We start from the raw sequence: 16,561 nt of genomic DNA on the forward strand, positions 1-16,561 counted from the left end.
GCCCTTCTTTTCGGCACCGGCTCAGCCGCTCACATCGAGAGGCTCCAGGCTTTGGCCGCGGAGAAAGGAATGCGGCTGGAGAGCGACGGGTTGCACAAGGGGCGTACCCTGATCGCCGGCGACGAGGCCCAGATCTATAGCGCTCTCGGCCTGCCGTTCATCGATCCTGAACTCCGTGAGGGCCGCGGCGAGGTCGAACTGGCCTTGAAGGGCATGTTGCCGAAGCTCGTCACTGACAAGGACCTGCGCGGAATCCTTCACTGCCACACCGATGCCTCGGACGGCACGGAGAGCTTGGAGACGATGGCCAAGGCGACGCGCCAGCGCGGCTTCGAGTATTTCGGGGTCGCCGACCACTCCAAGTCCGCGCACTACGCAGGCGGTCTCTCGGAGGAAGAGATCGCGCAGCAGCACCGGGACGCCGACCGGTTGAACAAGCGCTTCGGCAAGGATTTCCGGATACTCAAAGGCATCGAGTCCGACATTCTGGCCGACGGCTCGCTGGACTATGCCGACGACGTGCTGCAGCGCTTCGACTTCGTGGTCGCGAGCATCCACGGCCGCTTCAAGCTGGACCGCAAGGCCCAGACGCAGCGCCTGCTTCGTGCGATCTCCGATCCCCACACCACCATCATCGGTCACATGACCGGACGGCAGCTGCAGCGGCGGCCAGGCTACGAGATCGACATCGAGAAGGTGCTTCGGGCATGCGCCAGGCATGACGTCGTCGTCGAGGTCAACGCCCACCCCTGGCGCCTCGACCTGGATTGGCGCTGGCACCAGGCCGCCCTCGAGTTCGGCTGCATGCTGAGCATCAATCCGGACGCGCACTCCGTCCCCGAGCTCGACCACATGCACTGGGGTGTCGAGATGGCCCGGAAGGGCGGCGTCCCTGCCGACCGCGTCCTGAACGCGATGGCTCTTCCGGAGATCACGCGCTACCTCCGCCAGAAGCGGCGCTCGTTCGCCCGGGCCGCCTGATGCAGCAGGCGCACGCGGTCTCTCTGGACGGCACCGTGGTCGCGGTCGCCGCCGATCGCGGTCACCACTTCAGCAAACCGCCGCAGGACGAGATCGTGCTGGTGGAAGGCCATGGTGTCGAAGGCGACGCCCACGCCGGCCCGTTCGTCCGGCACCGCTATCTCGCCCGCCGGCAGCCGCGCCTACCCAATCTCCGGCAGGTGCACCTCATCCCGGCCGAGCTCTTTGCATCACTCTCGGATGCCGGCTTCCAGGTCGCAGCGGGGGACCTGGGCGAGAATATCACCACTGCCGGACTGGACCTGGAGCGGATGCCGCTCGGGACCCTGATCGAGCTCGGACCCGCTGCGATCATCGAACTGACCGGCCTCCGGACGCATGACCGCTTCCAGGCCGGCTTGAAACGGCAGGTGCTCTCGTCCGCGGAAACGGCCCTCCATTCAAATGCGGGGTGCTGCGCGTGGTCAGGGTCGGCGGAGCGGTCGCGCCTGGCCATAGCGCGCGGGTTCGGCTCCCATCCTCGCCATTCGGCGCCTTGCCGGCTCTGCAGTAGGACACTTCAGGAGGCCTTCGCCCTCGCTCGTTCGCGCGCCTCGCGCAGCCGTTCGCGGCGTTCGCGCCGCCGCTTGGCTCGGTCAGGGGGCTGCCGCAGCGGAGGACCCTGCACCGCAGCGACTATCCCAGCCCGAGCCTCCTCGACCAAAGGCGCCTGGATCGGCTCGGTCGCAGTGGGGCGGGCTTCCATGAACTCGAGCACCGCCCGTCCCTTGGCAGTGATCTGCCATCCGCTGCTGATGCGTTCGACCAGCCCATGGGAAAAGATGTCGAGATCGGGCACCCGTGCGGCGAGGCGCTTGGTCCGGTCCGCCCAATCGCGGCCACTGGTCGCCAGGATGGCCATGTCGCGTTTGACGTCCTCCATGACGGCGAAGCCATCCGGATAGCTCACCAGGATCTTGAGGACCGTCACCTGGAAGTTCACGCGCCCTCCGGATCGATCAGCGCCACATAATGGGTGCGCGAGATAGAGCGTCGCGGCCGACTTGCCTGAGGCCATCGACCGAAACCTCGCCACTGGTGGCGGCCTCCACGGTTACCGCGCACGAGGACGGGCCATTGCGACCTTCGCAAAGTAGCCGTCCGACCAGGGTCGCTGCGCGGATTCACAGCGTGATCTCACTGCCGTCCTTCAGGCGTGTTGGCCGGACTGGCGCATCCTCTGATACGCCATGACCGCAGACACGCGGTTTGTCGCGCCGCACTTCTGCATGATGCTGCTCATGTAGTGCTTGACGGTCTTTTCGCTGATCTTGAGCTTCTCGGCGACCATCCTGTTGGTGGCGCCGCTCTCGACCTCTGCGATGATCTGGAGTTCGCGATGGCTGAGGCCGACGTCGAGCGACGTCGCCTCCTTCTGCTGAACCGCCGAAAGCAGCCGCGCCGCGAACTCCGGCGAGACGAACGAGGACTCGTTCTTGAAGACCGCCCAGATCGCCGCCTTCAATTCGCTCGCGCTGACCCCCTTTAGGATGTAGCCGTGAGCGCCCGCGTTCAGAGCGCCGATGCCGGTCTGCGGATCGTCGCAGGCGGTGAGTATGACGCAATGTGTTCCGGGAAATTCGACGCACAGCTGCTTGAGAGTCTCCAGACTGTCGCCGGGAATCCCGAGATCGAGAATGAGGATGCTCGGGCGATGCGTTTTTACGATGTCCAGCGCGTCTTCCGTAGAGGCGCCTTCGGCTACGACCTTGAAGCGAGCCTCCGCCCGAAAAACGGCGGCCAGTCCTTGGCGATAAATCGGATGATCGTCAACGATTGCAATGGTGGCCTGCTCACTGGAGTTTTCCATATGCGTACTCTCACAAAATAAAAGAACTGCGGAAAAGTGGCATTCCAGAATACTGCGAGCATAGGCATCGTAAGGATAAACTTTCAATCACTTTCGATGCGTTGGCTATCTTTCGCGTGTTCGCCGTCAGTTCCGCGGACGGAACTTCGGACATGCAGTTCGCACGAGATCTCTGTGCCTTGGCCCAGGTTGGATATCACGCAGAACGTCCCGCCGAGTGCTCTCACTCTGGAAGCCATTCCCATCATTCCAAGGCCTGATGGCGGCTTGGCGGCCGTGCGAGAAAAACCGCAACCGTGATCGCGTACCGTGAGCCGCAGCGTCCCGTCGCAGTAGTTAACGATTACAGTCTGGCGATCGCTCCCCGAATGCTTGAAGGCGTTATTCAACGCCTCCTGCGTCACGCGAACGACGCAGCGTACCGCGTCGCGAGGCAGTCTTTCAGGCACCGCGGTCATCTCGAAGTCAACGATGGAGGCCGCGCGACCTTCATGCGCTCGTATGATTTTCCGGAGCATCTGACCGAGGTCGCCGCCATCGCCGAGATCGGGAAGAAGCAGATCGGCGGCGATCGCGCGCAGCTCCTTGAGCGCGTCCTGGAGGGCGCTCCGGAATTCCATCAGGAGCGCTCGCGCTTTGGGTGTCCCGCGGTCCAGCTCCTGCTCCAGACCTTCGATCCGCAACAGCGCGAAGGATATCAGCTGCGCGGGGCCGTCGTGGAGCTCGGCTCCGAGCCGGGTATGGACAAGATCGTCGATGCGGGCGGCCGTGCGAAGAGCATCTTCAGTTTCGGATTTCAGAATGTCGTTCTTGCGATGCAGCAATACTTTCTCACGGAATCTCTGCTTGATGGCCGAGCGCTGCCTTGTGATCGTCGTGCTTCCCCGGTGGACGACGACGAACAGAACCAAAAGAGTGAGGAGTCCAACGGACCCGACCACCAGCCAGGCGCCGCGGATGGCGCTTGCCTGGTCGCGGAGAAGCGCGCGGGCATCTTCGTAGATTTCGGCGACCGCAACGATCCTTTCCGTCTCGTTCTTGTAGAGAGGCAGGAAGATCTCGTAGAGCGGCATCGACAGAGAGCGTTCGAATTCGCTGTCATCGTCGGCGAGGTCGGCCATCCCCGCACGAATTTCTCCTTGCAGCGAATGCGTGAGGTCCGTCGCCGTAAATCTCCTTCCGATAAGCGCCTTTTGCGTGCTGTACACGATGGTACCGTCGCGCGCCCAGATCTTGACGGAGGCGACATGCCGTCTGGATTTCAGCAACTCGGCGACGCTATCGAGGCCGCGAAGGTCTTCCGCACTAATTGTGCCTCCGCCGTCCATCGACTGAACGTAGGGCTCCACGAAATTCGTCATGTACAGAGCGGCGGCGCCACTCGTTCCGCGCAGAACACCATCTGCGATACGAGCGCCGACCCATCCTCCGACTGTCGCCACAGAAAGCGACAGCACCAGCGAAGACAACAGCGCGAACTGCTCGAAGAGCGACCGCCGACTCCACCAGCGACGCGACCGAGCGCCGGCGGCTCTGACGAATGCGCCGAACTTACCGCTGGTCTCCGGCTTGCCTTCGCTGCCTCTCAAAGAACCGTCGGCGTGACGAATTTGCCGATCAGATTCATTGGCGGCGGAGACCTCCCCTACGGCTGGCTCCATGACGATCTCGAGCGATGTCATCGATGAACAGATGCTTAAATCGGTTCTATCATATGCTCCGATCGACGTGGCTTTCAACCTCGCGGCGAAACATGGTGAAGATCGGCCGCCGCGCATGGCTCGTCTGAACTGGCGCGTCAGGGTCAACGTAAGCGCCGAAACTGATTGGCTTTGCCGCGAATGCGCCCTTGCCGTCGAAAGTCCGATCGGAGCTCGGACTAAAGTCCGACGAAAGAGACTTTCGTCGCGTGCGGTGCATTCGACTATCGACGGAAGTTTTCGCTCGACCTTCTACCCTACCGCGCGCAGGGAGAACCCGACATGCTTCTGCAACGTGGGAGAGCCGACCGTTCGGTCTCCGTCAATCCTGGCAGGAGCGCATCATGTCGAACTATCTCAAGCCCTTCGTGATCGACCAGAGCGACATCGACTTCATCCTCAGCCAGGTCAACTTCCGACCGTTGTTCGATGCGGCGGGCAACGCCATCATCCTGTGGGACGGCACGGGTGCGGTCTACGACGCCCACGGCAATCTCATCGGCACGGGCGGGTCGGCAGCCGGAGATGCTGCGTCGACTGCCGCCATCGCGCAGTGGGGGCAGTCCTACTATTCCGAATTCGACTTCGCGGGCCTGCGGGATCCCAGCGGCCTCAACAACAACCTGTCGCTCATCAACGCCGCCTTCGGCGCGGTCGACCAGATCTTCACGCGTTCGGCGGCCGCCGACTACGCCGGCTACTCGTCCGTGATGCAGGCGGTCGCCGACCGGGCCTACGCCGCCGCCAAGACTTACTACTCCTCCTACAGCGCCGCGACCGGTGGCTTCAACCCGGCGCTCAACGGTGATTACGCCATCACGGCGGATCCGGCCGGCGCCCAGACTGCGGCCGACGGAACCAAGATCGATCTGCCGAACGTGGTCGATTACACCCCGCGCATGATCAGCCTGACGACCACCACCGGCGGGGTCACCTTCGATACCTGGGCGAACCATCAGAGCGATCCCGGAGCCATTTCCCACCAGATGAACGAGATCTACTACGATCCTACAACAGGGACGGCGAAGGTGCTCGACTGGGGCGTCCTGAAGACGGCAGCGGAGGCAGCGGCGGTCGGGCCGGATGCGATCGGTCTGGGTCAGGTCGACACCCAGGCCCGGCTCGCAGCCTCGGCCGGCCAGGACGACCACTTCATCGGCGGCCTCAATCCGGGCGTGTCGCCCTCAAACGGCTTCTTCGTGCTGTTCGGCCAGTTCTTCGACCACGGTCTCGACTTCATTGGCAAGGCGTCCGGCCAGACCATCAAGATCGCGCTCGCCAGCGACGACCCGCTCTATGGCATGCTTGGGCCGGACGGGCAGCCGGTGCACGAAATCACCATCAACCGCGCCACGGTCCAGACCGTGGACGCCAACGGGCCGGAATACGTCAACCACACTTCTCCGTTCATCGACCAGAGCCAGACCTACGGTTCGCACGAGCAGCTCACCACCCTGCTGCGGGAATGGGTCAAGGACCCGGTCACCGGGCAATACCAGGCCGGCATGAACCTGTTCGACGGCCAGACCCTCGACACAGCATGGACGAGGCCGGACGGCACCTCGACTCACCAGACGCTGCCGACATTGGACGAACTGCGCGCCCACGTCGAAGCCACCGGCCGCGACGCGCTGACCTGGGAAGACGTCAACGACCTGCGCAACCGCGACGCCTCGGGCCATGTGATCGCCGGCACCAGCGGTTCGGCGTTGCTGCTCGACATGAACCCGCGCTTCGACGCCGGCCACATGGGCGGCTTCTACGACATCAATAACAACGGATCTCAGGACGCTGGCGAGGCGGCCTATGGAACCGCCGCGCAGTCCGCCAAGGTCGCGGCCGCGATCTCGACGATCGACGCCTACGCCAAGTCGGCGTTCGGCCCCGGCTCGAGCTTCGGCATCGACCCGACCACGCACAAGCTGACCTTGACGATGGAAACCCTTCCCCCGGGAGCTCCTCCTACACACACGCTGGACGGTGCGAGCTCGCTGTTTCCGTTCGTCGATTTCGCCAACTTCAGCATCACGGTCCCGGCGGGGGCGCTGCATGACGCTGTCGGCGAAATCTTGATGGCTTCGGTCGGAGACCACTACGTGGCGGGCGACGGTCGCGTGAACGAGAACTTCGGCTTGACCTCGATCCACCATGTGTTCCACGAGGAGCACAACTACCAGATCGAGAACATCATCGACGCGCTGCATACTCAGGACATTGTTTCCGGCGACGCCACCCACGCCGCGCTGCACGGATACCAGGTCGACACCGGCGTCATGAACGCGACAGGAGACTACGTCTACTCCGACGGCAGCATCGCCTGGGACCAGGACAAGATGTTCAACGCCGCCAAGCTGGTGGTGGAGATGGAGTACCAGCACGCTGCGGTCGACCAGTACGCCCGCAACGTCTCCCCGAACATTCAGGAGTTCGGCGCTTATTCGACCGAGGTCGACTCGGCGATCTCGCTCGAATACTCGCAGGCGGCCTTCCGGTTCGGCCACTCCACGCTCCGGGAAACCATCGACACCATCGATCCGTCCGGCGGCCTCACCGGAAAGATCATGGGCTACGCCCTGAAGGCGGCGTTCCTGGCTCCGGACAAGTTCGCCGACGTCGGTCCCTCCGCCATCATCCTCGGCATGTCGCACCAGCAGATGAACGAGGTCGACGAGTTCGTCACCCCGGCGCTCAACCAAGGCCTGCTCGACCAGCCGCTGGATCTCGCCGCGATCAACATCGCCCGCGGCCGCGACCTCGGCATCCCGACCCTCAACGAGGTCCGCCACACGCTCGGGTATTCCGAATACACCAGCTGGAACGACTTCGGGCAGAACATGCAGCACCCGAGTTCGCTCGCCAACTTCATCGCCGCCTACGCGTTCGATGGCGACCTCCACAAGGCCCAGACGCTGGTGGGCATCGTCGACGGCAGCGTCGCGGCGGGCACCGACGGCATCTCGCTCGACCAAGCCTACGGCTTCATGAACGGCGACGAAACCGTGGGCGGCGCCGGCACGCTGGCCTTCAACCAGATCGACACCTGGCTCGGCGGCCTCGCCGAAGTGCATCAGCCCGGCGGCCTGCTTGGCGAAACGTTCGATCGCATCTTCGTCGACCAGATCGAAAAGCTGATGGATGGCGACCGCTTCTACTACCTGTACCGCCTGTTCGGCACCAATTTCGGCGACGAGATCGTCAACGGTCAGCTGAAGGACATGGTCGAGCGCAACACCGGCCTGACGCATCTCAACGGCAACATCTTCGGCTACGCCGACCAGTACGTCGACCTCGGCGCCCACAAGGAGGTGCTGGCGGCCGGCCAGACCGAATACCTGACGACCGGCAACGAGCACAAATACGGCGACTTCGCGCAGGACATCATCAAGGACGGCCAGCCGGTCCATGTTTCCGTCGACGACGGAAGCATCGGCGTCTATTCCAACGGCGGCCACGGCAACTTGAACGACGGCCATGTCGTCACCATCGGCGGCGTGCAGTACGTCCAGGACACCCGGCTGGCGGACACCGATCCGAACAGCGCCTACAACCAGAACGGCGGCGTCAACCTCGACGGCACGCCGAACTCCGGCGCCGAATCCAACGAGATCATCGCCGGCACCAAGGGCAACGACCTGATCTACGCCCAGGGCGGCGACGACACGGTCTACGGCGACGCCGGAAACGACAAGATCTACGGCGGCTACGGCATCGACCGCCTCTACGGCGGCGACGGCTCCGATACGATCTACGGCGGCGACAACCCCGACCTGATCGACGGCGGCGCCGGCGACGACTTCCTGTACGGCGAATCGAGCGGCTCGGACATCAACGGCCAGGACCAGGTCATCGGCGGTGCCGGCAACGACTACATCAACGGCGGCATCGGCATCGACAAGCTGTTCGGCGGCGGCGGCGACGACGTCATGTACGGCGAGCAGGACACCGACCCGTTCTTCGACGGCAACGACGGCAACGACTACCTCGACGGCGGCTCCGGCACGGACATGCTGTACGGCAACAACGGCGATGACATGCTGCTCGACGGCACCGACGTCGACATCTCCTTCGGCCAGGCCGGCGACGACTGGTTCAAGGTCGGCGACGTCGCGCAGGCGCTCAGCACCGGACCGGACGAGATCCTGGGCGGCGACGGCGTCACCGACGAGGGCAACAAGCCCGGCACGATCGGTTTCGACATCATGGACTTCAGTCTGCAGCACGCCCGCCCGGTCGGAGTTACCTACGACCTCGACATGCAAGCCAACCCATTGGCGGCCGTCAACAACGCGCAGTCGATCCCCGCCGCGTTCGAAATCGAGGGCCTCGTGGGCAGCAGCTCGAACGACACGCTGGGCGGCGATTCGGGCGACAACTGGGTGGTCGGAGGTTCCGGCAACGATCTGCTGACCGGCGACGCCGGCAACGACGTCATCGTCGGCGGCTCGATCCGGCTGGACACCCTGATCGGACAGTACATCCAGGGCCATGACGCTCAGGGCAACGAGATCGCCTCGACCTACGACCACAACAACAACAACGACGGATCCACCGAGGCATTGCGCCTGCAGGATGCCCGCTATCAGGGCGCTTCGCACCGCGTCGCCTACGACGACACCCTGGGCGCCGGTTTGCTCGACAACGCCGCGCTCGGCACGCAGGGCTTCGACAAGCATTTCACCGAGATGCTGCGCACCCAGTTCTTCAAGGACAACGTTCTCGGAGACGGGGGCACCGACGCCAGCACCCTGGCCAAGCCGGACATCGCAGTTTTCACCGGCAACTTGGCCGACTATCGCATCGACCCCATCACGTTCCAGAGCGCCCACGAAGGACAGATCGTCGCCTACAAGGTGACCGACCTCCGGGATCCCAACGGGGTCGACGCCAACGGAGCGCCCATCGTAACCGACGGCACCGATCTGGTCGTGGGCGTGGAACTGCTGCGCTTCGCCGACCAGGACTTCTCGCTGGTCAATACGCCTCCGAGCCTGAAGCTTCACGCCTTCGATGCGGGCGCTGCGGCCGACAACTTCGCCTCCGGCAGCTACGCCGGCGGCTCGAACTGGACCGGCAACTGGAGCGAAACCGGCGACAACTTCAACGGCGCGGTCAACGGCAGCGCCATCGCGGGTCAGATCCGCGTGGGCTCGCAGCAGATGCAGTTCACCGACAACGCCGACGGGGCCAGCGTGCAGCGGGTGGTAAACCTCGCCGGCGTGGTGGAAGCGAAGCTGGGCTTCACCTACAACCAGAACAGCTTCGACAATGGCGACTACGTGCGCGTCCTCTTCACCGCGGACGCCACCGCAACGACGCCGGTCTTCCATGAGGTCGGGACGATCAGCAATGCCGCCGGCTTCGGCAACCACACGTTCTCGGCCGATCTTCTCGCGTCCCTGAACGCGGGCGAGACGGTGACCGCCAACGCGGCCCTCAGGTTCGAGGTGGTCAGCTCGGCCACCAACACGGGCAACAGCGCCAACAACGGCACGATCTCGATCGACAACGTGTCCGTCGACTACGTCAGGCCCGCGGCGGCTGCAAGCACGGACTACGTCGTCACATTCACGGAGAACGGCAATGCCGTCGGCATCGCCAACCATCCAGGAATCGTCGACGACGGCACGCAACTGTGGTCGGCGAAGGTCGTCCTGACCGGCCGGGTCGCGGGCGACGCGCTCAGCGCGAACGACATCGCCGGCGACGGCATCGCGAGCTCCGTCGACAATTCCGTGGCCGGACAAATCACCGTCAGCCTGACGGGCAAGGCCTCGATCGCGGCCTACCAGAACGCGATCCAGGCGATCACGTTCTCCAGCAACTCCAACAACCCCACCAATGCGGACCGCATCGTCCACGTCACGGTCAATGACGGCTTGGCCGACAGCAACGTCGCGACCACGACCATCCATGTGACTCCGGTCAACGATCCGCCGAGCGTGGGCGCCGATCACGTCTACACCAACGTCGGCAACGTCGCGAGTGGCATCGTGGTGCCGGACTGGGCGCTGCTCGCCAACGACAGCGACACGGACGGTCCCAACGCGCTGGCGATCACCGGGCTGGGCTCCTTCAACAGCCTCACGGCGGTCCATGCCGCGGGCGCGGTGACCATCACCGACACCGGAACGAGCGGCACCCCGGCCAGGCCGAACGGCGGCTCGTTCTCCTACACGGTGAACGACGGCCTCGCACCGGCCTCCGCCACGGTCACCGTGACCGCGGTCAACGGCACGACGATCAACGGATCGACGGGCAACGACATCCTGGTCGGAAGCTCGGCCAACGACATCCTCACCGGCGGACGCGGCGACGACGCGGTCTTTGCGGGCGGGGGCGACGATAGCGTCGGCTGGTCGGTGACCAACCCCTTCAAGATCGGCAACATCACCATCATTCCCGAACTGCCGGACGGCCGCGACTTCGTCGACGGCGGCGCCAACGGCGCGGCGGGCGACCGCTTCACCGTGACCGGCAACAACACGGCGGAATCCTTCGCCATCTACTCCAACACCGACGACTGGGACGGTGCCGGTCCGGGCACGGGCAGCAGCGCGGCTCATGCCGGTTTCACGGGCCTGCATGCAGGCACCGAGATCGTCGTCGCCCGCAACGGCACGGTGATCGCCGAACTCGACAACGTCGAGGAGATCACGATCAACACCCTCGACGTGACCGCCAACAACAACAACGGCGGGCTCGACGGCGGCACGGTGGCCGGCGACACCGTCGCCATCGTCGGCAACTTCACCGGCACCAGCCTGAACTACAGCACGATCACGGTGAACGGGGGCGCGGGCGCCGACACCGTCGACATCTCCGGATTGACCTCCGACCACCGCATCGTATTCCACGGAGGAGGAGGGGACGATCAGGTCACCGGCACCTTGCGGCCGCAGGACGTGGTCGACACGCAGACCGGTCAGCCTCCGGGCGACCAAGGCGGCGGCCAGGGCGGCTCCGGCGGGGACGGCCAGGATGGCAACTCCAGCGGCGACGATGAGCATTGTTCGCCGGGCGACCATCAGCACGACGGACAGGGCGGCGCAGACACGCCGCAACCTCCGGCGGTCAACCCGGGCATGGCTGAAGGCCAGATTGGAACTGCAGCCGCCGACGTGATGGTGGGGGCGACCGGCGACGACGTCCTCAGTGGCCTGGAGGGCGACGACGTGATCCTCGGCAACGACGGTGCCGACACGCTGAAGGCCGGATCCGGAGACGATTTGGTGAAGGCCGGCGCAGGGGACGACGTGGTGTTCGGCAACGACGGCAACGACGATCTCTTCGGCGGCGCCGGACGCGACCTGATCACCGGCGACGGCGGCGACGACCGCCTGTTCGGCGACGCGGGCGACGACGCCCTGGAAGGCGGGGCCGGCAACGACACCGTCTACGGCGGGGCCGGCAACGACCGGATCATCGCGACCGTCGGCGACGGCAACGACACCTACTTCGGCGACGCCGAGGAAGATACGCTGGACTACTCGGCGATCTCCGCCAATCTCACGGCCGATCTCGGCAACGGCATCGGACAGCACGGCAGCGTCGCCAGCGCCCAGAGCGGGACCGACCAGATCTTCGGGTTCGAGGACTTCATCGGCGGCTCCGGCAACGACACCATCGTGGCCAGTTCGGTGGCGAACGTCATGGACGGCGGTGGAGGGAACGACACCTACGTGTTCGGCTCCGCGGCGGACGCCAACGGCGACACCATCAAGGGTTTCCAGCCGGGCGACAAGATCGACCTGTCGGCCATCGACGCCAATACGGGGGCGGCCGGGAACCAGTCCTTCGTGCTGTTCGCCGGCAACGTCTTCACCTCGGCGGGACAGGTCATCGTCACGCAGGAGATCAAGGACGGCGCGGAGCACACCTTCGTGTCCGGCAACACCAACGCCGACACCGCGGCCGACTTCAAGATCGATCTGGGAGCCGGCAACCATGCACTGACGACGGCCGACTTCAACGGCGTGCACTAGGCGCAACCGACCATCACCACCCGGGCGAACCGCCGCCCGGGTGGACGACGTCACCGAGGCCAAGGGCAGGGCAGGAAACGATGAGCAAGAACCCGAAGCGAAAGAATTCGACGGAGAATCCGATCGGCAGCTACCGCGGCATCGGTTTTGTCCTGCTCGGAGTGTCCGGAATCATCAACGTGCTGGCGTTGACGGGCTCGTTCTACATGCTGCAGATCTACGACCGGGCGCTGACGAGCCACAGCATCCCGACCTTGGCGGCGCTCTCCGCGCTCGCCATCGGGCTTTATCTGTTCCAGGGCATGTTCGACATCCTGCGTTCGCAGATACTGGTCAGGCTCGGGGCCCGTCTGGACGCCAAGCTGGCGCCCTTGGCGCACTACGTCGTGATCGAGATGGCCCGATACGGCTACTCGACGTCCGAGGCGCTGGAGCGGGGGCGCGACGTCGACGTCGTGCGCGGCTTCCTGGGCAGCCAAGCCCCCATCGCCTTCTTCGACCTGCCGTGGATGCCGCTGTTCCTCGGCTTCGTCTACCTGCTTCATCCGGTGCTCGGGCTTGTCACCCTGGCCGGCGCGGTGGTTCTGATGTCGCTTACGGTGGCAACCGAACTTCTGACGCGGCGGGCCGGCAAGGAGACCCACCAAGCCGCGGTGCAGCGGTCCACGCTGGCGGACTCGCACGCACGCAACGCCGACATCCTGCGCGCGATGGGGTTCGGCGGCCGCGCCGTGGCCCGATTCGAAACCGCCAATGCCCGCCATCTGGCGCTGCAGACCCGTACCAGCGACATCAGCGGCAGCTTCGGCGGGTTGGCGAAGGTGATGCGCATGATGCTGCAGTCGGCGCTGCTGGGGCTCGGCGCATTCCTCACTATCAAGGGCGAGCTTTCGGCAGGCGCGATCATCGCCTGCTCGGTGGCTTCGGCGCGGGCGCTGGCGCCGATCGATTCGGCCATCGGCAACTGGAAGGTGATCGCCGCGGCGCGGCGCAGCTTCAACCGCCTGAAGCAGACGCTCGCCGCGGCAGAGGACGGCAGCCACATCCTGCCGCTTCCCAAGCCCTGCGCGACCCTGAAGGTCGAAGGCATCACCGTGGTCGCGCCGGGCAGCGGCACCGTGCTCGTCGGCGACGTTGGATTCGAGCTGAAGGCGGGCGAGGCGCTCGGCCTGATCGGCCCCAGCGGTGGCGGCAAGACCTCTCTGGCCAAAGGTGTCGTCGGCGTTTGGCCGCTGCTCAGGGGCAAGGTCCGGTTTGACGACGCGGATCTCGATCAGTGGCGCGCCGATGCGCTCGGCGAGCACATCGGTTACCTGCCGCAGGACGTCTCGCTGCTCGACGGCAGCATCGCCGAGAACATTTCGCGGTTCGAGACCGAGCCCGACGCCCGCAAGATCATCGCCGCGTCGAAGGCCGCGGGAATCCATGAGATGGTCACGCGTTTGCCGGACGGGTACCAGACCGAACTGGGCCCGTCGGGCACGGCGCTGTCGGCCGGCCAGCGGCAGCGTATCGGGCTGGCGCGGGCGCTCTACGGCGATCCCTTCCTCGTCGTGCTCGACGAGCCGAACTCGAACCTCGACGCACCGGGCGAGGCGGCGCTCGGGGAGGCCATCGAAGGCGTCAAGGCGCGCGGCGGGATCGTCATCGTGATCGCGCACCGGCCGAAGGCGCTGGCGGCGGTGGACTACGTCGGCGTGGTTCAGGGCGGCAAGCTGGTCGCGTTCGGACCGAAGGACAAGGTGGTCGGCGCGCCGGCGGCGCCGATCCCGTTCCCCACCGCAGCGACGGCTTGATCAGCGGGAGGTGGCGATGGACGATCGGCTGTCGTTGGGAATTCCGGATCGCAGCGCGCTCGACGCGCCGGCGCGCCGCTTCGCGCTCATCGAAGAGCGATCGCGTGTCAGTTCCATCGTGCCGGCCATCCTGATCGCATCGTGGGGACTGCTGCTGAAACAGGTGTTCGGCGAGGGCAAGGAAGAGGGGCCCCATCAGCCGAAGCCGGACTCTCCGGAAGCGCCGACGCAGCCGGAAGCGGATACGTCGGCCGCGCCGTCCATCGCCGTTGAGCGAAGCGCGGGATCCTCCGAACTCGTCCGCGCCTTCGGGCTGCACGCGGTGTCGATGAACGAAGCGTTCGAACCGGCAGTCGATTTGGACAGGCTCAGGTTCGACAGGACCGAAGGGCCGCGGCTGTCGGTGGTCCCGGCGAACCAGAACGCGCCGGCTCCCGCGCATCCGCTGCCGCGGGCTGCAGAGGGCGCACCGGCCGCCGGCGGAGGCGGGGGTGGTGGAGGTGGCGGAGGGTCTTCCGACGACCACACCAGGCCCCATGTTGACGAGCCAAAAAAGCCGCCACCGACGAGCAAGGACCCGCCCCCCGATCCGACGAAGCGGGTCAACCACGCCCCGGTGAGCGCCGGGGCGGTCGATCTCGGCAGCGGGCTCGTCAACGAAGCCTTCATCATCTCGCTCGGCCAATTGCTGAACGGCGCCAGCGATCCGGACGGCGACCGGCTTTCGGTACAGGCCCTCCAGGTCGACCACGGATCGCTGCAGGCGTTGGGGGCGGACCGTTGGCTCTACACGCCGGAACACGACGACGTCGGCCCCGTCCAGTTCAGCTACCGCATCTCCGACGGCACCGCCTCGATCGTCCAGACGGCGCACGCGGATCTGCACGCCGCCCCCGACGAAGATATCCATGGTACCGAGGGCGACGATTTCCTGATCGGAACGCCTCTGGTCGACGTGATCGACGCCGGCGCCGGCAATGACATCGTCTACGGTCGCGAAAGCGCCGATACGATCTACGGCGGCGAGGGCAACGACCGTCTGGTCGGCGGCGACGGCGACGACACCCTGTTCGGAGGCTCGGGCAACGACGTCATCTTCGGGGGTGCGGGCAACGACACGCTGTTCGGCGAAGCCGGCGACGACGTCCTCTACGGCGAGGACGGCAACGACCTCATCCTGGGCGGCGAAGGCGACGACTTTGCCTCCGGAGGGCAGGGCAACGACACGCTCCTGGGCGGTCCCGGCAACGACACCCTCCAGGGCGACGAGGGGAACGACAGGATCGAGGGCGGCGCAGGCAATGACCACATCGAGGGCGGCGCCGGCAGCGACGTGCTGCTGGGCGGGGCCGGCAACGACTGCATCGCAGGGGGGGCCGGAGACGACACGGTCCACGGCGGCGAAGGAAACGACCGCATCGAGGGCGGCGCCGGCAATGACATCCTCCGCGGAGACGCCGGCAACGACCACATCGAGGGCGGTGCGGGCGACGATGACCTGGACGGCGGGACCGGCGACGACGTGCTCTCGGGCGGCGCGGGCGACGACACCCTGAAGGGCGGTGATGGCGACGACCACCTCGACGGCGGCGCCGGCAACGACGTGCTGGCAGGCGGCGCCGGCAACGACTGCATCGACGCCGGCTGCGGGGACGACGTGATCGTCCTCGGGATCGAGGTGGGTCACGACATCATTCACGGGGGAGACGGCGCGGACACCCTGGATCTGTCGCAGATCGTGTTCGACGAGAACGTCGATCTGCCCGACGGTATCGTCGAAATCTGCGACGGGCAGAGCGCACAGATCTTCGAGATCGAGAATGTCCAAGGCGGCCACGGACGCGACCGCCTGGTTGCCGACGCCCACGTGAACATCATGGAGGGCGGCGACGGCAACGACACCTTCGTCTTCCAGGACCTGGCTTCTCTGAAGAACGACAGCGGACCGCGCGACCACATCGTGGACTTCAGCGTCGGCGACAAGCTCGATCTGTCCAGGGTCGGACAGGAGCTCGACGACTTCTCGGGCAAAATGCTGTTCTTCGCCGGCGCCGACCAGGCCACGTTCGACGAGGTCGGCGCCGTCACCTACCGCCATGAAATCGTTTCGGACCAGGAGATCACGATCGTCTCTGGCCATCTCGACGACGACCCGGAGCACGATTTCGAGATCGTGCTGGACGGCAACCTCGACCTCAACGAGAGCAATTTTGTTTTCACTGCCCCCCAGCAGACGAACGCGCACCACTGAAC

General features: G+C 65.5%; 8 protein-coding genes. 4 read left to right on the forward strand and 4 right to left on the reverse strand.

What is annotated here, in order from left to right:
* Positions 1-981 (forward strand): PHP domain-containing protein (locus AC0L2F_RS30455; RefSeq protein WP_473250916.1); only part of this gene is annotated, 981 nt, incomplete at its 5' end.
* On the opposite strand, the gene AC0L2F_RS30460 is transcribed toward AC0L2F_RS30455, so the two are convergent.
* From AC0L2F_RS30460 to AC0L2F_RS30475, 4 genes are all read right to left on the reverse strand, one after another.
* A complete protein-coding gene (locus tag AC0L2F_RS30460; RefSeq protein ID WP_473250917.1) occupies positions 939-1,136 on the reverse strand; it encodes a hypothetical protein in 198 nt (65 codons plus the stop codon). The two genes, AC0L2F_RS30455 and AC0L2F_RS30460, sit on opposite strands and share 43 nt — an antisense overlap.
* A gap of 404 nt (positions 1,137-1,540) precedes the next feature.
* Positions 1,541-1,963 (reverse strand): hypothetical protein, encoded by a 423-nt coding sequence (locus tag AC0L2F_RS30465; protein WP_473250918.1) that lies wholly within the window; start codon positions 1,961-1,963, stop codon positions 1,541-1,543.
* A gap of 207 nt (positions 1,964-2,170) precedes the next feature.
* Complete coding sequence (locus AC0L2F_RS30470; RefSeq protein WP_473250919.1) at positions 2,171-2,917, reverse strand: response regulator transcription factor; 747 nt, start codon at positions 2,915-2,917, stop codon at positions 2,171-2,173.
* Positions 2,914-4,512, reverse strand: coding sequence for a sensor histidine kinase (locus AC0L2F_RS30475; protein ID WP_473250920.1), 1,599 nt, complete (start codon positions 4,510-4,512; stop codon positions 2,914-2,916). The genes AC0L2F_RS30470 and AC0L2F_RS30475 overlap by 4 nt, the downstream gene beginning before the upstream one ends.
* 362 nt (positions 4,513-4,874) lie before the next feature.
* Here AC0L2F_RS30475 and AC0L2F_RS30480 point away from each other — a divergent pair, with 362 nt between their 5' ends.
* The 3 genes from AC0L2F_RS30480 (at position 4,875) to AC0L2F_RS30490 (ending at position 16,559) form a co-directional block, all read left to right on the forward strand.
* Positions 4,875-12,512, forward strand: a complete 7,638-nt coding sequence (locus AC0L2F_RS30480) for a peroxidase family protein (RefSeq protein WP_473250921.1) — start codon at positions 4,875-4,877, stop codon at positions 12,510-12,512.
* Between the two features lie 80 nt (positions 12,513-12,592).
* Positions 12,593-14,308 carry a type I secretion system permease/ATPase gene (locus tag AC0L2F_RS30485; RefSeq protein WP_473250922.1) on the forward strand — a complete coding sequence of 572 codons (1,716 nt, stop codon included), beginning with the start codon at positions 12,593-12,595 and terminating at the stop codon, positions 14,306-14,308.
* Positions 14,309-14,324: 16 nt separating this feature from the next.
* Positions 14,325-16,559 (forward strand): cadherin-like domain-containing protein, encoded by a 2,235-nt coding sequence (locus AC0L2F_RS30490; protein ID WP_473250923.1) that lies wholly within the window; start codon positions 14,325-14,327, stop codon positions 16,557-16,559.
* The last annotated feature ends 2 nt before the right edge of the window (positions 16,560-16,561 follow it).

Source organism: Bradyrhizobium sp. Ken64 (genome assembly GCF_055807555.1).